34 protein-coding genes are annotated in these 22541 nt (G+C 39.8%); all 34 read left to right on the top strand.

Annotated elements, in window-relative coordinates:
- Positions 1-77 precede the first annotated feature (77 nt).
- The 34 genes from rpoC to BT_RS13650 all read left to right on the top strand — a co-directional run bounded on the left by rpoC (position 78) and on the right by BT_RS13650 (position 22538).
- Positions 78-4361 (top strand): DNA-directed RNA polymerase subunit beta', encoded by a 4284-nt coding sequence (gene rpoC / locus BT_RS13815; RefSeq protein WP_011108455.1) that lies wholly within the window; start codon positions 78-80, stop codon positions 4359-4361.
- 142 nt (positions 4362-4503) lie between these two features.
- Complete coding sequence (locus BT_RS13810; protein WP_008762031.1) at positions 4504-4809, top strand: DUF3467 domain-containing protein; 306 nt, start codon at positions 4504-4506, stop codon at positions 4807-4809.
- A 136-nt stretch (positions 4810-4945) separates the two neighbouring features.
- Positions 4946-5347, top strand: a complete 402-nt coding sequence (rpsL, locus tag BT_RS13805) for a 30S ribosomal protein S12 (RefSeq protein ID WP_005675419.1) — start codon at positions 4946-4948, stop codon at positions 5345-5347.
- Between the two features lie 143 nt (positions 5348-5490).
- The gene (gene rpsG, locus BT_RS13800) at positions 5491-5967 is read left to right on the top strand and encodes a 30S ribosomal protein S7 (RefSeq protein WP_008762032.1); all 477 of its coding nucleotides are present in this window, start codon (positions 5491-5493) and stop codon (positions 5965-5967) included.
- Between the two features lie 55 nt (positions 5968-6022).
- A complete protein-coding gene (fusA, locus tag BT_RS13795; protein WP_008762033.1) occupies positions 6023-8140 on the top strand; it encodes an elongation factor G in 2118 nt (705 codons plus the stop codon).
- An 84-nt stretch (positions 8141-8224) separates the two neighbouring features.
- Positions 8225-8530 (top strand): 30S ribosomal protein S10, encoded by a 306-nt coding sequence (rpsJ, locus tag BT_RS13790; RefSeq protein WP_002558075.1) that lies wholly within the window; start codon positions 8225-8227, stop codon positions 8528-8530.
- 18 nt (positions 8531-8548) lie between these two features.
- Positions 8549-9166: a 50S ribosomal protein L3 gene (gene rplC, locus BT_RS13785; RefSeq protein ID WP_008762034.1), complete on the top strand. Its 618-nt coding sequence runs from the start codon at positions 8549-8551 to the stop codon at positions 9164-9166.
- Positions 9166-9792 carry a 50S ribosomal protein L4 gene (gene rplD, locus BT_RS13780; RefSeq protein WP_008762035.1) on the top strand — a complete coding sequence of 209 codons (627 nt, stop codon included), beginning with the start codon at positions 9166-9168 and terminating at the stop codon, positions 9790-9792. The genes rplC and rplD overlap by 1 nt, the downstream gene beginning before the upstream one ends.
- A 16-nt stretch (positions 9793-9808) precedes the next feature.
- Positions 9809-10099: a 50S ribosomal protein L23 gene (gene rplW, locus BT_RS13775; protein ID WP_007747932.1), complete on the top strand. Its 291-nt coding sequence runs from the start codon at positions 9809-9811 to the stop codon at positions 10097-10099.
- Positions 10100-10104: 5 nt separating this feature from the next.
- Positions 10105-10929, top strand: coding sequence for a 50S ribosomal protein L2 (gene rplB / locus BT_RS13770; RefSeq protein ID WP_008765427.1), 825 nt, complete (start codon positions 10105-10107; stop codon positions 10927-10929).
- A gap of 20 nt (positions 10930-10949) precedes the next feature.
- A complete protein-coding gene (gene rpsS / locus BT_RS13765) occupies positions 10950-11219 on the top strand; it encodes a 30S ribosomal protein S19 (protein WP_008762037.1) in 270 nt (89 codons plus the stop codon).
- A gap of 35 nt (positions 11220-11254) precedes the next feature.
- Entirely contained in the window at positions 11255-11665 is a 411-nt protein-coding gene (gene rplV / locus BT_RS13760) for a 50S ribosomal protein L22 (protein WP_004296344.1), read from the top strand.
- 5 nt (positions 11666-11670) lie between these two features.
- Positions 11671-12402: a 30S ribosomal protein S3 gene (gene rpsC / locus BT_RS13755; protein WP_008762038.1), complete on the top strand. Its 732-nt coding sequence runs from the start codon at positions 11671-11673 to the stop codon at positions 12400-12402.
- A 23-nt stretch (positions 12403-12425) separates the two neighbouring features.
- A complete protein-coding gene (gene rplP, locus BT_RS13750; protein WP_002558067.1) occupies positions 12426-12860 on the top strand; it encodes a 50S ribosomal protein L16 in 435 nt (144 codons plus the stop codon).
- A 5-nt stretch (positions 12861-12865) separates the two neighbouring features.
- Positions 12866-13063, top strand: coding sequence for a 50S ribosomal protein L29 (gene rpmC / locus BT_RS13745; protein WP_008762039.1), 198 nt, complete (start codon positions 12866-12868; stop codon positions 13061-13063).
- The gene (gene rpsQ, locus BT_RS13740) at positions 13060-13329 is read left to right on the top strand and encodes a 30S ribosomal protein S17 (protein ID WP_008762040.1); all 270 of its coding nucleotides are present in this window, start codon (positions 13060-13062) and stop codon (positions 13327-13329) included. The genes rpmC and rpsQ overlap by 4 nt, the downstream gene beginning before the upstream one ends.
- 2 nt (positions 13330-13331) lie before the next feature.
- Positions 13332-13697, top strand: coding sequence for a 50S ribosomal protein L14 (gene rplN, locus BT_RS13735; RefSeq protein WP_004296340.1), 366 nt, complete (start codon positions 13332-13334; stop codon positions 13695-13697).
- A 20-nt stretch (positions 13698-13717) separates the two neighbouring features.
- On the top strand, positions 13718-14035 hold the full coding sequence (gene rplX, locus BT_RS13730) for a 50S ribosomal protein L24 (RefSeq protein ID WP_008762041.1): 318 nt from the start codon (positions 13718-13720) through the stop codon (positions 14033-14035).
- Positions 14036-14037: 2 nt separating this feature from the next.
- Positions 14038-14595: a 50S ribosomal protein L5 gene (gene rplE, locus BT_RS13725; RefSeq protein WP_005675434.1), complete on the top strand. Its 558-nt coding sequence runs from the start codon at positions 14038-14040 to the stop codon at positions 14593-14595.
- A 6-nt stretch (positions 14596-14601) separates the two neighbouring features.
- Complete coding sequence (gene rpsN, locus BT_RS13720; protein ID WP_008762042.1) at positions 14602-14901, top strand: 30S ribosomal protein S14; 300 nt, start codon at positions 14602-14604, stop codon at positions 14899-14901.
- A gap of 52 nt (positions 14902-14953) precedes the next feature.
- Entirely contained in the window at positions 14954-15349 is a 396-nt protein-coding gene (gene rpsH, locus BT_RS13715; RefSeq protein WP_008762043.1) for a 30S ribosomal protein S8, read from the top strand.
- 17 nt (positions 15350-15366) lie between these two features.
- Positions 15367-15936, top strand: coding sequence for a 50S ribosomal protein L6 (gene rplF, locus BT_RS13710; RefSeq protein ID WP_008765429.1), 570 nt, complete (start codon positions 15367-15369; stop codon positions 15934-15936).
- A gap of 21 nt (positions 15937-15957) precedes the next feature.
- The gene (rplR, locus tag BT_RS13705; protein WP_008765430.1) at positions 15958-16302 is read left to right on the top strand and encodes a 50S ribosomal protein L18; all 345 of its coding nucleotides are present in this window, start codon (positions 15958-15960) and stop codon (positions 16300-16302) included.
- 5 nt (positions 16303-16307) lie between these two features.
- Positions 16308-16826, top strand: a complete 519-nt coding sequence (gene rpsE, locus BT_RS13700; protein WP_008762045.1) for a 30S ribosomal protein S5 — start codon at positions 16308-16310, stop codon at positions 16824-16826.
- A gap of 9 nt (positions 16827-16835) precedes the next feature.
- Complete coding sequence (gene rpmD / locus BT_RS13695; protein WP_011108454.1) at positions 16836-17012, top strand: 50S ribosomal protein L30; 177 nt, start codon at positions 16836-16838, stop codon at positions 17010-17012.
- Positions 17013-17043: 31 nt separating this feature from the next.
- A complete protein-coding gene (rplO, locus tag BT_RS13690) occupies positions 17044-17490 on the top strand; it encodes a 50S ribosomal protein L15 (protein ID WP_008762046.1) in 447 nt (148 codons plus the stop codon).
- A gap of 4 nt (positions 17491-17494) precedes the next feature.
- Positions 17495-18838 (top strand): preprotein translocase subunit SecY, encoded by a 1344-nt coding sequence (secY, locus tag BT_RS13685; protein WP_008762047.1) that lies wholly within the window; start codon positions 17495-17497, stop codon positions 18836-18838.
- A gap of 15 nt (positions 18839-18853) precedes the next feature.
- Entirely contained in the window at positions 18854-19651 is a 798-nt protein-coding gene (gene map, locus BT_RS13680; protein WP_011108453.1) for a type I methionyl aminopeptidase, read from the top strand.
- A 1-nt stretch (position 19652) separates the two neighbouring features.
- Positions 19653-19871, top strand: a complete 219-nt coding sequence (gene infA, locus BT_RS13675; protein WP_002558052.1) for a translation initiation factor IF-1 — start codon at positions 19653-19655, stop codon at positions 19869-19871.
- Between the two features lie 9 nt (positions 19872-19880).
- Positions 19881-19997: a type B 50S ribosomal protein L36 gene (gene ykgO, locus BT_RS13670; protein ID WP_002558051.1), complete on the top strand. Its 117-nt coding sequence runs from the start codon at positions 19881-19883 to the stop codon at positions 19995-19997.
- 33 nt (positions 19998-20030) lie between these two features.
- Positions 20031-20411, top strand: coding sequence for a 30S ribosomal protein S13 (gene rpsM, locus BT_RS13665; protein WP_004296328.1), 381 nt, complete (start codon positions 20031-20033; stop codon positions 20409-20411).
- 11 nt (positions 20412-20422) lie between these two features.
- The gene (gene rpsK, locus BT_RS13660) at positions 20423-20812 is read left to right on the top strand and encodes a 30S ribosomal protein S11 (protein WP_004296327.1); all 390 of its coding nucleotides are present in this window, start codon (positions 20423-20425) and stop codon (positions 20810-20812) included.
- Positions 20813-20928: 116 nt separating this feature from the next.
- Positions 20929-21534, top strand: coding sequence for a 30S ribosomal protein S4 (gene rpsD, locus BT_RS13655; RefSeq protein ID WP_008762050.1), 606 nt, complete (start codon positions 20929-20931; stop codon positions 21532-21534).
- An 11-nt stretch (positions 21535-21545) separates the two neighbouring features.
- Positions 21546-22538, top strand: a complete 993-nt coding sequence (locus BT_RS13650) for a DNA-directed RNA polymerase subunit alpha (protein ID WP_008762051.1) — start codon at positions 21546-21548, stop codon at positions 22536-22538.
- Positions 22539-22541: the final 3 nt, after the last annotated feature.

Genomic DNA, 22541 nt, shown 5'->3' with positions numbered 1-22541 from the left:
GCCGATGAAGGTCTGTTGACATTCGCATCTTCTTCAATTTCCAATGATTCAATTATCAAATCTCAATTATATAGAGTATGGCTTTTAGAAAAGAAAATAAGACGAAAAGCAATTTCTCGAAGATCTCAATTGGTCTGGCTTCTCCGGAAGAAATCCTAGAGAATTCGAGTGGTGAAGTTTTGAAGCCTGAAACCATAAATTACCGTACGTACAAACCCGAACGCGATGGTTTGTTCTGCGAGCGCATTTTTGGTCCTATTAAGGATTACGAATGCCATTGCGGTAAATATAAGCGTATCCGTTATAAAGGTATCGTCTGCGACCGTTGTGGTGTAGAAGTTACAGAAAAGAAAGTACGCCGTGAACGTATGGGACATATACAGTTGGTGGTGCCGGTGGCACACATCTGGTATTTCCGTTCGCTTCCAAATAAGATCGGTTATTTGCTCGGACTGCCGACAAAGAAGCTGGATTCGATTATATATTACGAACGTTATGTTGTTATTCAGCCGGGTGTAAAGGCTGAAGATGGCATTGCCGAATATGATTTACTTTCTGAAGAAGAATATCTGGATATTCTGGATACACTTCCGAAGGACAATCAATATCTGGAGGATAATGATCCGAATAAGTTCATCGCTAAGATGGGAGCTGAAGCAATCTATGATTTGCTGGCTCGTTTGGATCTGGATGCTCTGTCTTATGAATTGCGTCACCGTGCAGGCAATGATGCTTCACAGCAACGTAAGAATGAGGCATTGAAACGTCTGCAGGTTGTAGAATCGTTCCGTGCATCACGTGGACGTAACAAGCCGGAATGGATGATTGTACGTATCGTACCGGTTATTCCGCCCGAACTCCGTCCATTGGTTCCATTGGATGGTGGTCGTTTTGCTACTTCTGACTTGAATGACCTTTATCGTCGTGTTATCATTCGTAACAACCGTCTGAAGAGATTGATCGAAATCAAAGCTCCGGAAGTAATCTTGCGTAATGAGAAACGTATGCTTCAGGAATCTGTAGACTCATTGTTCGATAATTCACGTAAATCAAGTGCAGTGAAGACGGATGCTAACCGTCCGTTGAAATCACTGTCTGATAGCTTGAAAGGTAAACAAGGACGTTTCCGTCAGAACTTGTTGGGTAAACGTGTTGACTACTCTGCACGTTCGGTAATTGTCGTTGGTCCGGAACTGAAGATGGGTGAGTGCGGTATTCCTAAATTGATGGCTGCCGAACTTTATAAGCCGTTTATTATCCGTAAGCTCATTGAACGTGGTATCGTTAAGACGGTGAAATCTGCAAAGAAGATTGTAGATCGTAAGGAAGCGGTGATCTGGGATATTCTGGAACACGTAATGAAAGGACATCCTGTACTGTTGAACCGTGCTCCGACATTGCACCGTTTGGGTATCCAGGCATTCCAGCCGAAGATGATCGAAGGTAAAGCTATCCAGTTGCACCCGTTGGCATGTACGGCATTCAACGCCGACTTCGACGGTGACCAGATGGCTGTTCACTTGCCTTTGAGTAACGAAGCAATTCTTGAAGCTCAGATGTTGATGCTTCAGTCACATAATATCCTGAATCCGGCAAATGGTGCGCCTATTACTGTGCCTGCACAGGATATGGTTCTTGGTTTGTATTACATTACCAAGTTGCGTGCTGGTGCTAAGGGAGAAGGACTTACATTCTACGGACCGGAAGAAGCATTAATCGCTTATAATGAAGGTAAGGTAGATATTCATGCTCCGGTAAAGGTGATCGTGAAAGACGTTGATGAAAATGGTAACATTGTTGACGTTATGCGTGAAACTTCTGTAGGACGTGTGATTGTTAATGAAATTGTTCCTCCTGAAGCAGGTTATATCAATACGATTATTTCTAAGAAATCTCTTCGTGATATCATTAGTGATGTAATCAAGGTTTGTGGTGTGGCTAAAGCTGCAGACTTCTTGGATGGAATCAAGAACTTAGGTTACCAAATGGCCTTTAAGGGTGGTTTGTCATTCAACTTGGGTGATATTATTATCCCGAAAGAAAAAGAGACATTGGTACAAAAAGGTTACGACGAAGTTGAACAAGTCGTAAACAACTATAATATGGGTTTCATTACCAACAACGAACGTTATAATCAGGTAATTGATATCTGGACACATGTGAACTCTGAGTTGTCTAACATCTTGATGAAAACTATTTCTTCGGATGACCAAGGATTTAACTCTGTATACATGATGCTGGATTCGGGTGCCCGTGGTTCTAAAGAACAGATTCGTCAGTTGTCCGGTATGCGTGGTTTGATGGCTAAGCTCCAGAAAGCTGGTGCTGAAGGTGGTCAGATTATTGAAAACCCGATCTTGTCAAACTTTAAAGAGGGACTTTCTGTGTTGGAGTACTTTATCTCTACTCACGGTGCCCGTAAAGGTTTGGCGGATACCGCTTTGAAGACTGCCGATGCCGGATATTTGACTCGTCGTCTGGTAGACGTTTCTCACGACGTGATCATCACGGAAGAAGACTGCGGTACACTTCGTGGATTGGTTTGTACAGACTTGAAGAATAACGATGAAGTAATCGCTACCCTGTATGAACGCATCTTAGGTCGTGTTTCTGTACATGATATTATTCATCCTACTACAGGCGAATTGCTTGTTGCCGGTGGTGAAGAAATCACAGAAGAAGTTGCTAAGAAGATTCAGGATTCTCCGATTGAAAGCGTTGAAATCCGTTCTGTATTGACTTGTGAAGCGAAGAAGGGTGTTTGTGCTAAGTGTTACGGACGTAACCTGGCAACAAGCCGCATGGTTCAGAAGGGTGAGGCTGTCGGTGTAATTGCTGCTCAGTCAATCGGTGAGCCGGGTACACAGTTGACATTGCGTACATTCCACGCTGGTGGTACTGCTGCGAATATTGCGGCAAATGCAAGTATTGTGGCTAAGAACAGTGCTCGTCTGGAATTTGAAGAACTTCGTACGGTAGATATCGTAGACGAAATGGGTGAAGCTGCAAAAGTAGTGGTAGGCCGTTTGGCTGAAGTTCGTTTTGTGGACGTAAATACTGGTATCGTTCTTTCTACGCACAATGTACCTTATGGTTCTACATTATATGTATCGGATGGTGATCTGGTTGAAAAGGGTAAGTTAATTGCTAAATGGGACCCGTTCAATGCCGTTATTATAACTGAAGCAACTGGTAAGATTGAATTCGAAGGTGTAATTGAGAATGTTACCTATAAAGTGGAATCGGATGAAGCAACCGGTCTTCGTGAAATCATCATTATTGAATCTAAGGATAAAACGAAAGTTCCTTCGGCTCATATCCTGACAGAAGACGGTGATCTGATTCGTACTTATAACTTACCGGTAGGTGGTCACGTGATTATTGAAAATGGTCAGAAAGTGAAAGCCGGTGAAGTAATCGTGAAGATTCCGCGTGCTGTAGGTAAGGCGGGTGACATCACGGGTGGTCTTCCTCGTGTTACTGAGTTGTTTGAAGCACGTAATCCGTCTAATCCTGCTGTCGTTTCTGAAATTGACGGTGAGGTTACAATGGGTAAGATCAAGCGTGGTAACCGTGAAATCATCGTAACTTCGAAAACAGGTGAAGTGAAGAAGTATCTTGTTGCATTGTCCAAACAGATTCTGGTTCAGGAGAACGACTATGTGCGTGCTGGTACTCCATTATCTGACGGTGCTACTACTCCGGCTGATATCCTGGCAATTAAAGGTCCTACGGCTGTACAGGAATATATTGTGAATGAAGTTCAGGATGTATACCGTCTGCAGGGTGTGAAGATCAATGATAAGCATTTTGAGATTATCGTTCGCCAGATGATGCGTAAGGTTCAGATCGATGAGCCGGGTGATACTCGCTTCTTGGAACAACAGGTAGTGGATAAGCTTGAGTTTATGGAGGAAAACGATCGTATCTGGGGTAAGAAAGTGGTTGTTGATGCAGGTGATTCTCAGAATATGCAGCCGGGACAGATTGTGACTGCCCGTAAGTTGCGTGATGAGAACAGTATGCTGAAGCGCCGTGACTTGAAACCTGTTGAGGTACGTGATGCTGTAGCTGCAACTTCTACTCAGATTCTTCAGGGTATTACGCGTGCTGCACTGCAGACTTCAAGCTTTATGTCAGCTGCATCCTTCCAGGAAACAACGAAGGTGTTGAATGAGGCTGCTATCAATGGCAAGACAGATAAACTTGAAGGAATGAAGGAAAACGTAATTTGCGGTCACTTAATTCCGGCAGGTACAGGTCAGCGTGAATTTGAAAAGATTATCGTTGGTTCAAAAGAAGAGTATGATCGTATCTTGGCGAACAAGAAGACAGTACTTGATTACAATGAAGTAGAATAATACAATTCAATTGACTATATGAAAAAGGAGCGATTGCTGTAGCAGGCAGTTGCTCCTTTTTTTGTTTCTTTTACCTGACTGTATCATTCTTATCTCGATAAAATTTTGTTATTTTGCAAAAAAACATTTTATCTTATTTAATATGGAAGAACAAAATAACAACCAGTTACAGATCGAGTTGAAAGAAGAAGTAGCGCAAGGAACTTATGCGAATCTTGCAATCATTACTCATTCAAGCTCTGAGTTTATTCTAGACTTTGTACGGGTTATGCCAGGAGTGCCGAAAGCAGGAGTGCAATCTCGTATTATAGTAGCTCCAGAACACGCAAAACGCTTGTTGCGGGCATTGGAGGATAACATAGCAAAGTATGAACGTGCTTTTGGGCCTATTCGTATTTCTGAAGAGTCACCGATGCCTCCGCTAAGTGTTGTAAAAGGCGAAGCATGAGGTTGATATAAAAACATTAAAAAAGAAAAAAAAGTTGTAGCGCATTGAATATTCAAATATTATTCGTATTTTTGCAGCCCAAAATGTATAGTTACGAAATTAATATAACAATAATATAAATCAAAAAACAATTAAAATGCCTACAATTCAGCAATTAGTAAGAAAAGGACGCGAAGTGCTGGTGGAGAAAAGTAAATCTCCAGCCTTGGATTCATGTCCTCAAAGACGTGGCGTTTGCGTGAGAGTATATACTACTACTCCGAAGAAGCCGAACTCTGCAATGCGTAAAGTAGCTCGTGTACGTTTGACTAACCAAAAAGAGGTTAACTCATACATTCCGGGAGAAGGACACAATTTGCAGGAACACTCAATCGTTTTGGTACGTGGCGGTCGTGTAAAAGACCTTCCTGGTGTACGTTACCACATTGTACGTGGTACACTTGATACTGCAGGTGTTGCTGGTCGTACTCAAAGACGCTCTAAATACGGAGCTAAGCGTCCGAAACCAGGACAAGCTGCGCCGGCTAAGAAAAAATAAGGATTAAAACCTAATTAGAATTAAAGTAATAACTTACGTTTTAGTTTGTTGGAAATGCTAAAGGTTGAGTAAATTCTCCGGTGGGAGAGTTGAAGAAGTCAAGAAGTAGACAACCAAGAACAAAAACATTATTTTTCAAACAAATGAGAAAAGCAAAACCAAAAAAACGCGTAATCCTTCCGGATCCCGTTTTTAATGACCAAAAGGTTTCTAAGTTTGTAAACCATTTGATGTATGATGGTAAAAAGAATGCGTCTTATGAAATCTTTTATGCCGCTCTGGAAACAGTGAAAGCAAAACTTCCTAACGAAGAAAAATCAGCTCTCGAAATTTGGAAAAAGGCTTTGGATAATGTAACTCCGCAAGTAGAAGTAAAATCTCGTCGTGTAGGTGGTGCTACCTTCCAGGTTCCTACTGAAATCCGTCCTGATCGTAAAGAATCGGTTTCAATGAAAAACTTGATTCTGTTTGCTCGCAAAAGAGGTGGTAAATCTATGGCAGACAAATTGGCTGCTGAAATCATGGATGCCTTTAACGAACAAGGTGGTGCATACAAACGTAAAGAAGATATGCATAGAATGGCTGAAGCTAACCGTGCATTTGCCCATTTCAGATTCTAATACTATAAGAATATAACCGATTTAGATTAAAAACTTAAAGTAAAGGAATAAGAAAATGGCAAAGACAGATTTACATTTGACTCGTAATATCGGTATCATGGCTCACATTGATGCCGGAAAAACAACAACTTCTGAACGTATCCTGTTCTACACTGGATTGACTCACAAAATTGGTGAGGTACACGATGGTGCTGCAACAATGGACTGGATGGAACAGGAGCAAGAACGTGGTATTACTATTACATCTGCTGCAACAACAACAAGATGGAAATATGCTGGTGATACTTATAAAATCAACTTGATTGACACTCCGGGACACGTTGACTTTACTGCTGAAGTAGAACGTTCGTTACGTATTCTGGATGGTGCTGTGGCTGCTTACTGTGCAGTAGGTGGTGTAGAGCCTCAATCAGAAACTGTATGGCGTCAAGCTGATAAGTATAATGTGCCACGTATTGCGTACGTAAACAAAATGGACCGTTCGGGTGCTGACTTCTTTGAGGTTGTACGCCAGATGAAAGCTGTTTTGGGTGCTAATCCTTGTCCAATCGTTGTTCCTATTGGCGCTGAGGAAACCTTCAAAGGTCTAGTAGACTTGATTAAAATGAAAGCTATCTATTGGCATGATGAAACAATGGGGGCTGACTATACAGTTGAAGAAATACCGGCAGATCTCGTTGATGAAGCAAATGAATGGAGAGATAAAATGCTTGAAAAGGTAGCTGAGTTTGACGATGCTTTGATGGAGAAATATTTCGACGATCCTTCTACTATTACAGAAGAAGAAGTGTTGAGAGCTCTTCGCAATGCAACAGTTCAGATGGCAGTTGTACCAATGTTGTGTGGCTCTTCATTTAAGAATAAGGGTGTTCAGACATTGTTGGACTATGTTTGTGCTTTCTTGCCTTCTCCATTGGATACTGAGAATGTGATTGGTACAAATCCGAATACAGGTGCAGAAGAAGATCGTAAACCGAGTGATGATGAGAAAACATCAGCTTTGGCATTTAAGATTGCTACTGACCCTTATGTAGGTCGTTTGACTTTCTTCCGTGTATATTCGGGTAAGATTGAAGCTGGTTCTTATATCTATAATTCTCGCTCTGGTAAGAAAGAACGTGTTTCTCGTCTGTTCCAGATGCATTCAAACAAGCAGAATCCGGTTGAAGTAATCGGTGCTGGTGATATTGGTGCAGGTGTAGGTTTTAAAGATATTCATACTGGTGATACGCTTTGTGATGAAACAGCTCCGATCGTATTAGAGTCTATGGACTTCCCAGAACCGGTAATCGGTATTGCAGTTGAGCCTAAAACTCAGAAAGACATGGATAAATTGTCTAACGGTTTGGCTAAGCTCGCTGAAGAAGATCCGACATTTACAGTTAAGACTGATGAGCAAACAGGACAGACTGTAATCTCTGGTATGGGTGAGTTGCACTTGGATATCATTATTGACCGTTTGAAACGTGAATTTAAAGTAGAATGTAACCAAGGTAAACCTCAGGTTAATTATAAGGAAGCTATCACTAAGACAGTTGATCTTCGTGAAGTTTATAAGAAACAGTCTGGTGGTCGTGGTAAGTTTGCAGATATTATTGTTAAGATCGGTCCTGTTGATGAAGATTTCAAAGAAGGCGGATTGCAGTTTATCGATGAAGTGAAGGGTGGTAATATTCCTAAAGAATTTATTCCTTCAGTTCAGAAAGGTTTCACAAGCGCAATGAAGAACGGTGTGTTGGCCGGATATCCGTTGGATTCAATGAAAGTAACTTTGATTGATGGTTCATTCCACCCGGTTGACTCTGACCAGTTGTCTTTCGAAATCTGTGCTATTCAGGCATATAAGAATGCATGTGCTAAAGCAGGTCCGGTATTGATGGAGCCTATCATGAAACTGGAGGTTGTTACTCCGGAAGAAAACATGGGTGATGTGATCGGTGACTTGAATAAGCGTCGTGGCCAGGTTGAAGGTATGGAATCTAGCCGTTCCGGTGCTCGTATCGTGAAAGCAATGGTGCCACTGGCTGAAATGTTTGGTTATGTAACAGCGTTACGTACTATTACATCAGGTCGCGCAACTTCATCAATGGTATATTCTCATCACGCTCAAGTTTCTAACTCTATTGCTAAGGCAGTATTGGAAGAAGTTAAAGGACGTGCTGATTTACTCTAGAAGAATATCAAAAGCAGCAGGCTAGCGAATGACTCTTAGCCTGCCGCTTTATCTTATTTATAAATATATTAATTTAAAACCATAATGAGTCAGAAAATTAGAATTAAATTGAAATCTTACGACCACAACTTGGTTGACAAGTCAGCTGAGAAGATTGTAAGAACCGTAAAGGCTACGGGTGCTATTGTTAGTGGTCCAATTCCTCTGCCTACGCACAAGCGTATCTTTACAGTAAACCGCTCGACTTTCGTTAACAAGAAGTCACGTGAACAGTTTGAACTCTCTTCTTATAAGAGATTGATTGACATCTATAGCTCAACTGCTAAGACAGTAGATGCTCTTATGAAGCTTGAGTTGCCGAGTGGTGTGGAAGTAGAAATTAAAGTTTGATAATTAAAAATTAGTGAAATGCCAGGATTATTAGGAAAAAAAATCGGAATGACATCCGTTTTCAGTGCTGATGGTAAGAATGTACCATGCACTGTTATCGAAGCAGGTCCTTGTGTTGTTACTCAGGTTAAAACTGTCGAAAAAGATGGCTATGCAGCTGTTCAGTTGGGTTTTCAGGACAAAAAGGAAAAACATACAACTAAACCGTTGATGGGTCACTTTAAGAGAGCTGGAGTAACACCGAAGAGACACTTGGCCGAGTTCAAAGAATTTGAGACAGAGTTGAATCTGGGTGATACTATTACTGTAGAGATGTTTAATGACGCTACCTTCGTAGATGTTGTCGGAACCTCTAAAGGTAAAGGCTTCCAGGGTGTAGTTAAGAGACATGGTTTCGGTGGTGTAGGTCAAGCTACTCACGGTCAGCATAACCGTGCTCGTAAGCCGGGTTCTATCGGTGCTTGTTCTTATCCAGCTAAAGTATTCAAAGGAATGCGCATGGGCGGACAGCTCGGTGGTGACAGAGTTACTGTTCAAAACTTGCAGGTATTAAAAGTAATCGCGGATCATAACCTTCTTTTGATCAAAGGTTCTATCCCGGGTTGCAAAGGTTCAATCGTAATAATTGAGAAATAATGGAAGTTAACGTATATAACATTAAAGGTGAAGACACTGGGAGAAAGGTTACGTTAAACGAATCTATCTTCGGAATTGAGCCCAACGACCACGCTATCTATTTGGATGTAAAGCAATTTATGGCCAACCAGCGTCAGGGTACTCATAAGTCAAAAGAAAGAAGTGAAATCAGTGGCTCTACTCGTAAGATCGGTCGCCAGAAAGGTGGTGGTGGAGCACGTCGTGGTGATATGAATTCACCGGTGCTCGTTGGTGGTGCTCGTGTTTTTGGTCCGAAGCCAAGAGACTACTTCTTCAAGTTAAATAAAAAAGTTAAGACATTGGCTCGTAAGTCAGCATTGTCTTATAAAGTTCAGAACAACGCGCTTATTGTTGTTGAAGACTTCGTTTTTGAAGCTCCTAAGACAAAAGATTTCGTTGCTATGACAAAAAATCTTAAAGTTTCCGATAAAAAGCTACTTGTAATTTTACCGGAAGCAAATAAAAACGTATATTTGTCAGCTCGTAACATAGAGGGTGCAAACGTGCAGACTGTCTCAGGATTAAATACTTACAGAGTATTGAATGCTGGGGTTGTTGTGCTTACAGAAAACTCTCTGAAGGCTATTGACAATATCTTAATTTAAAAAGGAGGCTTAAATAATGGGAATTATTATTAAACCGTTGGTAACAGAGAAAATGACTGCAATCACTGATAAGCTGAATCGTTTTGGCTTTGTTGTACGTCCTGATGCTAACAAACTGGAAATTAAGAAGGAAGTTGAAGCTCTTTATAATGTTACTGTAGTTGATGTGAATACAGTGAAGTATGCAGGCAAAAATAAAAGCCGTTATACTAAAGCAGGTATCATCAATGGACGTACGAATGCATTCAAAAAAGCAATCGTAACATTGAAAGAAGGAGATACTATTGATTTTTATAGTAATATTTAATAAAAATGGCAGTACGTAAATTAAAGCCCACAACACCGGGGCAAAGACATAAAATTATTGGTACTTTCGAAGAAATTACTGCATCAGTACCAGAAAAGTCTCTTGTATATGGTAAGAAATCATCTGGTGGTCGTAACAACGAAGGTAAGATGACTATGCGCTACATTGGTGGCGGTCATAGAAAGGTGATTAGAATTGTTGATTTCAAGAGAAACAAAGACGGTGTACCAGCAGTGGTTAAGACAATTGAATACGATCCGAATCGTTCGGCTCGTATCGCTTTGTTATATTACGCTGATGGAGAAAAAAGATATATTATTGCTCCCAATGGATTGCAAGTTGGTGCGACTCTGATGTCGGGTGAAACAGCAGCGCCAGAGATTGGTAATACTCTTCCCCTTCAGAACATTCCGGTTGGTACTGTAATTCACAATATTGAGTTACGTCCGGGACAGGGTGCTGCTCTGGTTAGATCAGCTGGAAACTTTGCTCAGTTAACTTCTCGTGAGGGTAAGTATTGTGTGATTAAATTGCCTTCAGGTGAAGTAAGACAGATTCTTAGCACTTGTAAAGCTACTATCGGTAGTGTTGGTAACTCAGATCATGGATTGGAACGCTCAGGTAAGGCTGGACGCTCTCGTTGGCAAGGTCGTCGTCCTCGTAACCGTGGTGTTGTAATGAACCCGGTTGATCACCCGATGGGTGGTGGTGAAGGACGTTCTTCCGGAGGACATCCAAGATCTCGTAAGGGATTGTACGCTAAGGGACTTAAGACTAGAGCTCCTAAGAAACAATCGTCTAAGTACATTATTGAGAGAAGAAAAAAGTAATCTGATTAATTGAGTAAACTATGAGTCGTTCATTAAAAAAAGGTCCATATATTAACGTAAAGCTTGAAAAGAGAATTTTTGCCATGAATGAATCTGGCAAAAAAGTCGTAGTAAAGACATGGGCCAGAGCTTCAATGATTTCGCCTGATTTTGTAGGCCATACAGTTGCAGTTCACAATGGAAATAAATTTATTCCTGTATATGTTACCGAAAATATGGTAGGACACAAGTTGGGCGAATTTGCTCCAACTCGTACATTCAGAGGACACGCTGGTAACAAGAAAAGATAACAGGAATTATTTGAAATAATAAAGTAATAAATATAATGGGAGCAAGAAAAAAAATATCGGCTGAAAAAAGAAAAGAAGCCCTTAAGACCATGTATTTTGCTAAATTGCAAAATGTTCCTACTTCTCCACGTAAGATGCGCTTAGTCGCTGATATGATTCGTGGTATGGAAGTGAACAGAGCACTTGGTGTTTTGAAATTTTCTTCAAAAGAAGCTGCTGCAAGAGTGGAAAAATTGCTTCGCTCTGCAATTGCTAACTGGGAACAGAAAAACGAACGTAAAGCAGAAAGCGGCGAGTTGTTCGTAACGCAGATTTTTGTTGATGGTGGCGCTACACTCAAAAGAATGAGACCGGCACCGCAGGGTAGAGGTTATAGAATTCGCAAACGTTCAAATCACGTAACATTGTTCGTTGGTGCTAAAAGTAATAACGAAGATCAAAATTAAGGTAGATGGGACAAAAAGTTAATCCAATAAGCAACCGTTTAGGAATTATCAGAGGATGGGATTCTAACTGGTATGGTGGAAATGATTACGGTGATTCTTTGCTGGAAGATAGCAAAATCCGTAAATATCTTAATGCAAGACTTGCAAAGGCAAGTGTATCAAGAATCGTAATTGAACGTACGCTGAAGCTCGTTACTATTACTGTTTGCACTGCTCGCCCGGGTATTATCATCGGTAAAGGTGGCCAAGAAGTTGATAAGTTAAAAGAAGAGTTGAAGAAGGTTACCGACAAAGATATTCAGATTAATATCTTTGAAGTGAAAAGACCGGAACTGGATGCTGTAATTGTTGCTAACAACATTGCTCGCCAGGTAGAAGGTAAAATTGCCTACCGCCGTGCCATTAAAATGGCTATCGCAAATACAATGCGTATGGGTGCTGAAGGTATCAAAATTCAGATTTCAGGACGTTTGAATGGAGCTGAAATGGCTCGTTCTGAAATGTATAAAGAAGGAAGAACTCCGTTGCACACTTTCAGAGCTGATATCGACTACTGTCATGCTGAAGCATTGACTAAAGTGGGTCTTTTAGGTATCAAAGTTTGGATTTGTAGAGGTGAAGTGTTTGGTAAGAAAGAATTAGCTCCGAACTTTACACAAAGCAAAGAAAGTGGTCGTGGAAACAATGGTGGAAACAACGGCGGAAAGAACTTCAAAAGAAAGAAAAATAATCGCTAAACGAATTTGAATTTTAGGAAACTATGTTACAACCGAAAAAGACAAAATTCAGAAGACAACAAAAAGGCCGTGCAAAAGGTAATGCCCAGAGAGGTAACCAGCTGGCTTTCGGTTCTTTTGGCATTAAGGCTTTGGAAACTAAATGGATTACAGGCCGTCAGATCGAAGCTGCTCGTATTGCAGTAACAAGATATATGCAACGTCAAGGACAGATCTGGATCCGTATATTCCCGGATAAACCAATTACTAGAAAACCTGCCGATGTGCGTATGGGTAAAGGTAAAGGTGCTCCCGAGGGATTTGTGGCTCCTGTAACTCCAGGTAGAATCATTATTGAAGCTGAAGGAGTATCTTACGAAATCGCGAAAGAAGCATTGCGCTTAGCTGCTCAAAAGCTTCCTATTACAACGAAGTTTGTCGTAAGACGTGATTATGATATTCAAAATCAAAATGCGTAAGGTTTATGAAAATTGCAGAAATTAAAGAAATGACTACTAATGATTTAGTAGAAAGAGTAGAGGCAGAAACAGCTAATTATAACCAGATGGTTATCAATCATTCTATTTCTCCTTTGGAAAATCCTGCTCAAATCAAACAATTACGCAGGACTATTGCGCGTATGAAAACAGAATTACGCCAAAGAGAACTTAACAATAAATGATCAGCTTGATGGAAGCAAGAAATTTAAGAAAAGAAAGAACAGGGGTTGTATTGAGCAACAAGATGGAAAAAACTATCACAGTTGCTGCCAAGTTTAAAGAAAAACACCCTATATATGGTAAGTTCGTTAGTAAAACGAAGAAGTACCATGCTCATGATGAAAAGAATGAATGCAATATCGGTGATACTGTACGCATCATGGAAACTCGTCCTTTGAGCAAGACTAAAAGATGGAGATTAGTAGAAATAATTGAAAGAGCTAAGTAATTATGATACAAGTAGAATCCAGACTTACAGTATGTGATAACAGTGGAGCTAAAGAAGCTTTGTGCATCCGTGTATTGGGTGGCACAGGTCGTCGTTACGCTTCAGTAGGAGATGTTATTGTAGTTTCCGTAAAGAGTGTTATCCCTTCGAGTGATGTTAAAAAAGGTGCAGTATCAAAGGCTTTGATTGTACGTACGAAGAAAGAAATCCGTCGTCCTGATGGTTCTTATATACGTTTTGATGATAATGCTTGCGTGTTGCTTAATAATGCAGGTGAAATTAGAGGAAGTCGTATTTTCGGTCCTGTAGCAAGAGAACTTCGTGCTACAAACATGAAGGTTGTGTCACTTGCGCCTGAGGTACTTTAATTTTGTAAAAGATTTGAGTAATGAGTAAATTACATATTAAAAAAGGCGATACAGTTTACGTAAATGCTGGCGAAGATAAGGGCAAAACTGGTCGTGTATTGAAGGTTCTTGTTAAAGAAGGTCGTGCAATTGTTGAGGGTATCAATATGGTATCTAAGAGCACTAAGCCGAATGCAAAGAATCCGCAGGGTGGTATTGTGAAGCAAGAAGCTTCTATCCACATTTCAAACTTGAACCCGGTTGATCCAAAAACTGGTAAAGCAACGCGTATTGGGAGAAGAAAGAGTTCTGAAGGAACTTTAGTGCGTTATTCTAAAAAATCAGGAGAGGAGATTTAGTAATGAGTAATACTGCTAGCCTAAAGAAAGAATATGCAGATCGTATTGCACCTGCATTGAAATCACAATTCCAGTATTCTTCAACGATGCAGGTACCCGTACTTAAGAAGATTGTTATCAATCAAGGTTTAGGTATGGCTGTTGCTGATAAGAAGATTATTGAAGTAGCAATCAATGAAATGACAGCTATCACAGGTCAGAAGGCCGTAGCTACCATTTCTCGTAAAGATATCGCAAACTTTAAGTTACGTAAAAAAATGCCGATTGGCGTTATGGTAACTTTGCGCCGTGAGAGAATGTATGAATTCTTGGAAAAACTAGTTCGTGTAGCTCTTCCTCGTATTCGTGACTTCAAAGGTATCGAAAGTAAGTTTGATGGTAAAGGTAACTATACCCTTGGTATTCAGGAACAAATCATTTTCCCTGAAATAAATATCGATAGTATTACAAGAATTCTCGGAATGAATATTACCTTTGTAACCTCTGCGGAGACAGATGAAGAAGGTTATGCCTTGTTGAAGGAATTCGGTTTACCTTTTAAAAACGCTAAAAAAGATTAATAGAATATGGCAAAGGAATCAATGAAGGCACGTGAAGTAAAGCGTGCTAAATTAGTAGCCAGATACGCCGAGAAAAGAGCCGCTTTGAAACAAATCGTGAGAACAGGTGAACCTGCCGATGCTTTTGAAGCTGCACAGAAATTGCAAGAGTTGCCTAAGAATTCAAATCCAATTCGTATGCACAACCGTTGCAAACTGACTGGTCGTCCAAAAGGTTATATCCGTCAGTTCGGAATTTCAAGAATCCAGTTCCGTGAGATGGCATCTAACGGTCTGATCCCGGGCGTAAAGAAAGCAAGCTGGTAATTATTGTTTAAATATTGTCAGGGAAGTCCTGATTAATTTAATTTATTTTTATATGACTGATCCAATAGCAGATTATTTGACGAGGTTGCGGAACGCAATTGGTGCTAAGCACAGAGTTGTAGAAGTTCCCGCTTCGAACTTGAAAAAAGAAATCACTAAGATTCTTTTTGAAAAAGGCTACATTCTTAACTATAAGTTTGTAGAAGATGGTCCTCAAGGAACTATCAAGGTTGCCTTGAAGTATGATTCTGTTAACAAAGTTAACGCAATCAAAAAATTAGAAAGAGTATCTTCTCCGGGTATGCGTAAGTATACTGGTTACAAAGATATGCCGCGTGTTATTAATGGGCTGGGTATTGCTATAATATCTACTTCCAAAGGTGTAATGACTAACAAAGAAGCTGCTGAACTGAAAATCGGTGGTGAAGTCTTGTGTTACGTATATTAATTTAGGAGGAATAAGCAATGTCAAGAATAGGAAAATTACCCATTAGTATCCCTGCTGGAGTGACAGTCACTCTGAAGGATGATGTGGTTACCGTTAAGGGACCCAAAGGCGAACTTAGCCAATATGTGAATCCTGCTATCAATGTTGCCATTGAAGACGGACACGTGACTTTAACAGAAAACGAAAAAGAAATGATTGATAACCCGAAGCAAAAGCATGCTTTCCACGGTTTGTATCGTTCTTTAGTTCATAACATGGTTGTGGGCGTGTCTGAAGGATATAAAAAGGAACTGGAACTTGTCGGTGTAGGTTACCGTGCTTCTAACCAAGGTAACATCATTGAACTGGCTTTAGGTTATACACACAATATTTTCATTCAATTGCCTGCTGAGGTGAAAGTTGAAACTAAGTCTGAAAGAAATAAGAACCCTCTTATTATATTGGAATCGTGTGACAAACAATTGCTTGGTCAAGTTTGCTCTAAAATACGTTCTTTCCGTAAACCTGAACCATATAAGGGTAAAGGTATTAAGTTTGTTGGCGAAGTAATTCGTAGAAAGTCTGGTAAATCAGCCGGCGCTAAGTAAATCATATAAAATTAGATTATTATGACAACAAAAATAGAAAGACGAGTTAAGATCAAATATAGAGTACGCAATAAGATTTCAGGTACTGCTGAACGTCCGCGTATGAGTGTATTTAGAAGTAACAAGCAAATTTATGTCCAGATTATCGATGATCTTTCTGGTAAGACACTGGCTGCTGCTTCTTCTTTAGGTATGGCTGAGAAAGTCGCAAAGAAAGAACAAGCTGCTAAAGTTGGTGAAATGATTGCTAAAAAGGCTCAGGAAGCAGGTATAACTACTGTTGTTTTCGACCGTAATGGTTACTTGTATCATGGGAGAGTAAAAGAAGTAGCTGATGCTGCTCGTAACGGTGGACTTAAATTTTAATCATTATGGCAGGAGTTAATAATAGAGTTAAGGTTACTAACGATATAGAACTGAAGGATAGATTGGTTGCTATTAATCGTGTTACTAAAGTTACCAAAGGTGGTAGAACTTTTAGTTTCTCTGCAATCGTTGTTGTAGGTAACGAAGAAGGTATTATCGGTTGGGGACTTGGTAAAGCAGGTGAAGTAACAGCTGCTATCGCTAAAGGCGTAGAATCAGCTAAAAAGAACCTGGTGAAAGTACCTGTTTTAAAAGGTACTGTTCCTCATGAACAATCAGCTAAGTTTGGTGGTGCTGAAGTATTCATCAAACCTGCATCTCACGGAACCGGTGTAGTAGCTGGTGGTGCTATGCGTGCTGTATTGGAAAGTGTTGGTATTACTGACGTTTTGGCAAAATCTAAAGGTTCTTCAAATCCGCACAACCTTGTTAAAGCTACAATTGAAGCTTTGAGTGAGATGCGTGATGCAAGAATGATTGCTCAGAACAGAGGTATTAGTGTTGAAAAAGTATTTAGAGGATAAGGAGGAGATATGTCAACTATAAAGATTAAACAAGTTAAAAGTAGAATTGGTGCTCCAGCTGATCAGAAAAGAACTCTTGATGCACTGGGACTTCGCAAACTGAACCGCGTGGTTGAACACGAAAGCACTTCTTCAATTCTTGGAATGGTAGATAAAGTAAAACACTTGGTTGCCATTGTTAAGTAATTATTTGTTGAATAAAAAAACGAATTACAATATGAACTTAAGTAATTTAAAACCTGCAGAAGGATCTACTAAGACAAGAAAGAGAATAGGACGTGGTGCCGGTTCTGGTTTGGGTGGTACTTCTACAAGAGGTCATAAAGGAGCTAAATCAAGATCTGGATACTCTAAGAAAGTTGGCTTTGAAGGTGGTCAGATGCCTCTTCAACGTCGAGTACCTAAATTTGGTTTTAAGAATATCAATCGTGTAGAATATAAGGCTATCAACTTGGATACAATTCAGACGCTTGCAGATGCTAAGAATCTGACAAAAGTTGGTATTAGCGACTTTATTGAAGCAGGATTTATTTCTTCAAATCAATTGGTTAAAGTATTGGGTAACGGAGCTCTGACTAACAAGCTGGAAGTAGAAGCTAACGCATTCTCTAAGAGTGCTGCTGCTGCTATTGAAGCTGCTGGTGGAACTGTAGTAAAACTCTGATTCAATGAGAAAAGCTATTGAAACATTAAAGAATATATGGAAGATTGAGGATCTGAGACAGCGGATCCTCATCACCATATTGTTTGTGGCAATTTACCGTTTCGGATCATATGTCGTATTACCGGGTATTAATCCGGCAATGCTGGCAAAATTGCACGAACAAACAAGTGAAGGCCTTTTAGCCTTGTTAAATATGTTCTCTGGAGGAGCATTTTCTAATGCCTCTATTTTTGCATTAGGAATCATGCCTTATATCTCTGCATCTATCGTTATTCAGCTATTGGGAATCGCTGTGCCGTATTTCCAGAAGTTGCAGCGCGAAGGTGAGAGCGGCAGAAGAAAAATGAATCAATATACTCGTTATCTGACGATTGCTATATTGTTAGTTCAGGCCCCTTCTTATTTGCTCAATCTTAAAATGCAGGCTGGCCCTTCCTTAAATGCTTCATTAGATTGGACTCTGTTTATGGTTACCTCTACCATTATTTTGGCAGCAGGTAGTATGTTTATTTTGTGGCTTGGTGAAAGAATAACTGATAAAGGTATTGGTAACGGTATTTCATTTATCATCCTGATCGGTATTATCGCTCGTTTCCCTGATGCTTTGATACAAGAAGTTGTATCCAGAGTAGCAAATAAGAGTGGTGGTCTGATTATGTTTATAATTGAAGTCGTATTCTTATTGTTAGTAATTGGTGCTGCAATCTTGTTGGTACAAGGTACAAGAAAGATTCCTGTACAATATGCTAAAAGAATTGTAGGTAATAAACAATATGGTGGTGCAAGACAGTATATTCCTTTGAAGGTGAATGCTGCTGGTGTAATGCCTATAATCTTTGCTCAGGCAATCATGTTTATTCCAATTACATTTATCGGTTTTTCCAATAATGTAAATAACGCAGGTGGTTTCTTGCATGCGTTTACAGATCATACAAGTTTCTGGTATAATTTTGTTTTTGCGGTAATGATTATATTATTTACATATTTCTATACTGCAATTACAATCAATCCGACTCAGATGGCTGAGGATATGAAGAGAAATAATGGTTTCATCCCTGGTATCAAACCGGGAAAGAAAACAGCAGAGTATATTGATGATATCATGTCTCGTATTACTTTACCGGGTTCTTTCTTCTTGGCATTGGTTGCTATTATGCCTGCTTTTGCTGGTATATTTGGGGTTCAAGCTGGATTTGCTCAATTCTTCGGCGGTACATCTTTGTTAATTCTTGTAGGTGTTGTTCTTGATACACTGCAACAGGTTGAAAGTCATTTGTTGATGAGACATTATGATGGTCTGTTGAAATCAGGTCGTATTAAGGGACGCGCTGGTGTAGCGGCATATTAATTCTTTAGAATAGAAATGATATTTCTTAAGACAGAAGATGAAATAGAATTGCTCCGTCAGAGTAACCTGCTTGTCGGTAGAACTCTAGCTGAGGTTGCTAAAGTGGTGAAGCCTGGTGTAACTACACGTGAGTTGGATAAAGTTGCTGAAGAATTCATTAGAGATAATGGGGCAACTCCAACTTTTAAAGGATTCCCGAATCAATATGGAGACCCGTTTCCTGCATCCATCTGTACTTCTGTAAATGAGCAGGTAGTACATGGAATCCCGGGGGATATTGTTCTGAAAGACGGCGATATCGTATCTGTGGATTGCGGAACTTATATGAATGGTTTTTGTGGAGATTCTGCTTATACTTTTTGTGTAGGAGAGGTAGACGAAGAAATTCGTACCTTGTTGAAGGTAACTAAAGAAGCGTTATATATCGGTATTCAGAATGCAGTACATGGAAAAAGAATCGGAGATATCGGATATGCTATTCAGCAATATTGTGAGTCTCATTCTTATGGTGTAGTGCGTGAGTTTGTCGGTCACGGCATCGGTAAGGAAATGCACGAAGATCCCCAGGTACCTAATTATGGTAAAAGAGGATATGGTCCTTTGATGAAAAGAGGTCTTTGCATTGCAATTGAGCCGATGATAACGTTGGGAGACAGACAAGTGATTATGGAAGGTGACGGATGGACTGTGAGGACCAGAGATCGTAAATGTGCTGCGCACTTTGAGCATACGGTAGCTGTTGGAGCTGGTGAGGCTGATATTTTGTCTTCATTCAAATTCATAGAAGAAGTTTTAGGAGATAAAGCAATATAATATGGCAAAGCAATCTGCAATAGAACAAGATGGAGTTATAGTTGAAGCATTGTCTAATGCAATGTTTCGTGTTGAATTAGAAAACGGACATGAGATTACTGCACATATTTCAGGTAAGATGCGTATGCATTACATCAAGATCTTGCCGGGAGATAAAGTGAGAGTCGAAATGTCTCCTTACGACTTATCGAAAGGAAGAATTGTGTTTAGATATAAATAAAATTAAGATATGAAAGTAAGAGCATCATTAAAGAAACGCACGCCAGAATGTAAGATCGTTAGACGTAATGGCCGTTTGTATGTTATTAACAAGAAAAATCCTAAGTATAAACAACGTCAAGGATAATTTGTTATTTTTGCAAAAAAAATAATTTAGTATATGGCTATAAGAATAGTTGGTGTAGATTTACCTCAGAATAAAAGAGGTGAAATTGCGTTGACCTATGTATATGGAATAGGTCGCAGTAGTTCAGCAAAAATTTTAGATAAAGCTGGTGTAGATAAAGATCTGAAGGTTAAAGACTGGACAGATGATCAAGCTGCTAAGATTCGTGAGATTATCGGTGCAGAGTATAAAGTAGAAGGTGATCTTCGTTCTGAAATCCAATTGAACATTAAGCGATTAATGGATATTGGTTGTTACCGTGGTGTACGTCATCGTATTGGTCTGCCGGTTAGAGGTCAGAGCACTAAGAACAATGCACGTACTCGTAAGGGTAGAAAGAAAACCGTTGCTAATAAGAAAAAAGCTACTAAATAATAATTGTTGATATGGCAAAAAAAACAGTTGCAGCTAAGAAGAGAAATGTGAAAGTAGACGCTAATGGACAGTTACACGTTCATTCATCTTTCAACAATATTATTGTTTCTCTTGCAAACAGTGAAGGGCAGATTATCTCTTGGTCATCTGCAGGAAAGATGGGATTTAGAGGTTCAAAAAAGAATACTCCTTATGCAGCTCAGATGGCTGCCCAGGATTGTGCAAAAATTGCATTTGATCTTGGCCTGAGAAAGGTAAAAGCATATGTGAAGGGTCCAGGTAACGGACGTGAGTCTGCTATTAGAACTATCCACGGAGCTGGTATTGAGGTTACAGAGATCATCGACGTAACTCCGCTTCCACACAATGGTTGTCGTCCTCCGAAAAGACGTAGAGTTTAATTTACCTTTAACTTAAAATGATCTTGATTTTGTTTTTGGATTGCAATAATTTCTTCTCTGCAATCGCGGCTGCAACAAATTGAGTTCATGAATAAACAATTAAATATTTAAAAGAAATGGCTAGATATACTGGACCAAAATCAAGAATAGCCCGTAAATTCGGTGAAGGCATCTTTGGAGCTGATAAAGTTTTGTCAAAGAAGAACTATCCTCCCGGACAACACGGAAATTCAAGAAAAAGAAAAACTTCTGAATATGGTGTGCAACTTCGTGAAAAGCAGAAAGCGAAATACACTTATGGAGTTTTAGAAAAACAATTCCGCAATTTGTTTGAAAAAGCCGCTACCGCTAAAGGTATTACCGGTGAGGTGCTTCTTCAATTGCTGGAAGGCCGTCTTGACAACGTAGTATTCCGTTTGGGTATTGCTCCTACACGTGCTGCTGCTCGTCAGTTGGTTAGTCACAAGCATATTACTGTAGATGGTGAAGTGGTAAACATTCCTTCATTCGCAGTAAAACCAGGACAATTGATTGGTGTTCGTGAAAGATCTAAATCTTTGGAAGTAATTGCTAACTCTCTTGCAGGTTTCAATCACAGCAAATACGCTTGGTTGGAGTGGGATGAAACTTCTAAGGTCGGTAAAATGTTGCATATACCTGAAAGAGCAGACATTCCTGAGAACATTAAAGAACATTTGATCGTTGAATTGTATTCTAAATAATAATTAATTTCATGGCGATATTAGCATTTCAAAAACCTGATAAAGTATTAATGTTGGAGGCGGACTCCAGATTCGGTAAATTCGAATTTCGTCCGTTGGAACCGGGGTTTGGTATTACCGTAGGTAATGCATTACGCCGTATCCTGCTCTCTTCATTAGAGGGTTTTGCTATCACTACTATCAGAATAGATGGTGTGGAGCATGAATTTTCTAGTGTACCTGGAGTAAAAGAGGATGTTACCAACATTATCTTGAATCTGAAACAAGTGAGATTCAAGCAAGTAGTTGAAGAATTCGAGAGCGAAAAAGTGAGCATCACTGTCGAGAATTCAAGTGAATTTAAAGCAGGTGACATAGGTAAGTATTTGACTGGATTTGAAGTGTTAAATCCGGAATTAGTTATTTGTCATTTAGATTCTAAGGCAACTATGCAGATTGATATTACTATTAACAAAGGTCGTGGATATGTTCCTGCTGATGAAAATCGCGAATATTGCACGGATGTTAATGTAATTCCAATCGACTCTATTTATACACCGATACGTAATGTCAAGTATGCTGTAGAAAACTTCCGTGTAGAACAGAAGACTGACTACGAAAAGCTAGTGCTTGAGATTAGTACCGACGGTTCTATACACCCGAAGGAAGCGCTGAAAGAAGCTGCAAAAATTCTGATCTACCACTTCATGTTGTTCTCTGATGAGAAGATCACGCTTGAAAGTAACGATACTGATGGCAATGAAGAGTTTGACGAAGAAGTATTGCATATGCGTCAGCTGTTGAAGACTAAGCTTGTTGATATGGACTTGTCAGTTCGTGCCCTCAACTGTTTGAAGGCTGCTGATGTAGAAACTCTCGGCGACTTGGTACAATTCAACAAAACTGACCTGTTGAAGTTCAGAAACTTCGGAAAGAAATCGCTTACCGAGCTTGATGATTTGCTGGAAAGTCTGAATCTATCGTTTGGAACCGACATTTCTAAATATAAATTAGATAAAGAATAAAAA

It is taken from the genome of Bacteroides thetaiotaomicron VPI-5482 (genome assembly GCF_000011065.1).
GTDB lineage: Bacteria > Bacteroidota > Bacteroidia > Bacteroidales > Bacteroidaceae > Bacteroides > Bacteroides thetaiotaomicron.
This window is presented reverse-complemented; position numbering and strand designations above follow the sequence as displayed.

What these genes read in the sequence shown, in the direction of transcription:
- rpoC (WP_011108455.1), top strand. Translation starts at nt 78, where the DNA reads ATGGCTTTTAGAAAAGAAAATAAGACGAAAAGCAATTTCTCGAAGATC.
- BT_RS13810 (WP_008762031.1), top strand. Translation starts at nt 4,504, where the DNA reads ATGGAAGAACAAAATAACAACCAGTTACAGATCGAGTTGAAAGAAGAA.
- rpsL (WP_005675419.1), top strand. Translation starts at nt 4,946, where the DNA reads ATGCCTACAATTCAGCAATTAGTAAGAAAAGGACGCGAAGTGCTGGTG.
- rpsG (WP_008762032.1), top strand. Translation starts at nt 5,491, where the DNA reads ATGAGAAAAGCAAAACCAAAAAAACGCGTAATCCTTCCGGATCCCGTT.
- fusA (WP_008762033.1), top strand. Translation starts at nt 6,023, where the DNA reads ATGGCAAAGACAGATTTACATTTGACTCGTAATATCGGTATCATGGCT.
- rpsJ (WP_002558075.1), top strand. Translation starts at nt 8,225, where the DNA reads ATGAGTCAGAAAATTAGAATTAAATTGAAATCTTACGACCACAACTTG.
- rplC (WP_008762034.1), top strand. Translation starts at nt 8,549, where the DNA reads ATGCCAGGATTATTAGGAAAAAAAATCGGAATGACATCCGTTTTCAGT.
- rplD (WP_008762035.1), top strand. Translation starts at nt 9,166, where the DNA reads ATGGAAGTTAACGTATATAACATTAAAGGTGAAGACACTGGGAGAAAG.
- rplW (WP_007747932.1), top strand. Translation starts at nt 9,809, where the DNA reads ATGGGAATTATTATTAAACCGTTGGTAACAGAGAAAATGACTGCAATC.
- rplB (WP_008765427.1), top strand. Translation starts at nt 10,105, where the DNA reads ATGGCAGTACGTAAATTAAAGCCCACAACACCGGGGCAAAGACATAAA.
- rpsS (WP_008762037.1), top strand. Translation starts at nt 10,950, where the DNA reads ATGAGTCGTTCATTAAAAAAAGGTCCATATATTAACGTAAAGCTTGAA.
- rplV (WP_004296344.1), top strand. Translation starts at nt 11,255, where the DNA reads ATGGGAGCAAGAAAAAAAATATCGGCTGAAAAAAGAAAAGAAGCCCTT.
- rpsC (WP_008762038.1), top strand. Translation starts at nt 11,671, where the DNA reads ATGGGACAAAAAGTTAATCCAATAAGCAACCGTTTAGGAATTATCAGA.
- rplP (WP_002558067.1), top strand. Translation starts at nt 12,426, where the DNA reads ATGTTACAACCGAAAAAGACAAAATTCAGAAGACAACAAAAAGGCCGT.
- rpmC (WP_008762039.1), top strand. Translation starts at nt 12,866, where the DNA reads ATGAAAATTGCAGAAATTAAAGAAATGACTACTAATGATTTAGTAGAA.
- rpsQ (WP_008762040.1), top strand. Translation starts at nt 13,060, where the DNA reads ATGATCAGCTTGATGGAAGCAAGAAATTTAAGAAAAGAAAGAACAGGG.
- rplN (WP_004296340.1), top strand. Translation starts at nt 13,332, where the DNA reads ATGATACAAGTAGAATCCAGACTTACAGTATGTGATAACAGTGGAGCT.
- rplX (WP_008762041.1), top strand. Translation starts at nt 13,718, where the DNA reads ATGAGTAAATTACATATTAAAAAAGGCGATACAGTTTACGTAAATGCT.
- rplE (WP_005675434.1), top strand. Translation starts at nt 14,038, where the DNA reads ATGAGTAATACTGCTAGCCTAAAGAAAGAATATGCAGATCGTATTGCA.
- rpsN (WP_008762042.1), top strand. Translation starts at nt 14,602, where the DNA reads ATGGCAAAGGAATCAATGAAGGCACGTGAAGTAAAGCGTGCTAAATTA.
- rpsH (WP_008762043.1), top strand. Translation starts at nt 14,954, where the DNA reads ATGACTGATCCAATAGCAGATTATTTGACGAGGTTGCGGAACGCAATT.
- rplF (WP_008765429.1), top strand. Translation starts at nt 15,367, where the DNA reads ATGTCAAGAATAGGAAAATTACCCATTAGTATCCCTGCTGGAGTGACA.
- rplR (WP_008765430.1), top strand. Translation starts at nt 15,958, where the DNA reads ATGACAACAAAAATAGAAAGACGAGTTAAGATCAAATATAGAGTACGC.
- rpsE (WP_008762045.1), top strand. Translation starts at nt 16,308, where the DNA reads ATGGCAGGAGTTAATAATAGAGTTAAGGTTACTAACGATATAGAACTG.
- rpmD (WP_011108454.1), top strand. Translation starts at nt 16,836, where the DNA reads ATGTCAACTATAAAGATTAAACAAGTTAAAAGTAGAATTGGTGCTCCA.
- rplO (WP_008762046.1), top strand. Translation starts at nt 17,044, where the DNA reads ATGAACTTAAGTAATTTAAAACCTGCAGAAGGATCTACTAAGACAAGA.
- secY (WP_008762047.1), top strand. Translation starts at nt 17,495, where the DNA reads ATGAGAAAAGCTATTGAAACATTAAAGAATATATGGAAGATTGAGGAT.
- map (WP_011108453.1), top strand. Translation starts at nt 18,854, where the DNA reads ATGATATTTCTTAAGACAGAAGATGAAATAGAATTGCTCCGTCAGAGT.
- infA (WP_002558052.1), top strand. Translation starts at nt 19,653, where the DNA reads ATGGCAAAGCAATCTGCAATAGAACAAGATGGAGTTATAGTTGAAGCA.
- ykgO (WP_002558051.1), top strand. Translation starts at nt 19,881, where the DNA reads ATGAAAGTAAGAGCATCATTAAAGAAACGCACGCCAGAATGTAAGATC.
- rpsM (WP_004296328.1), top strand. Translation starts at nt 20,031, where the DNA reads ATGGCTATAAGAATAGTTGGTGTAGATTTACCTCAGAATAAAAGAGGT.
- rpsK (WP_004296327.1), top strand. Translation starts at nt 20,423, where the DNA reads ATGGCAAAAAAAACAGTTGCAGCTAAGAAGAGAAATGTGAAAGTAGAC.
- rpsD (WP_008762050.1), top strand. Translation starts at nt 20,929, where the DNA reads ATGGCTAGATATACTGGACCAAAATCAAGAATAGCCCGTAAATTCGGT.
- BT_RS13650 (WP_008762051.1), top strand. Translation starts at nt 21,546, where the DNA reads ATGGCGATATTAGCATTTCAAAAACCTGATAAAGTATTAATGTTGGAG.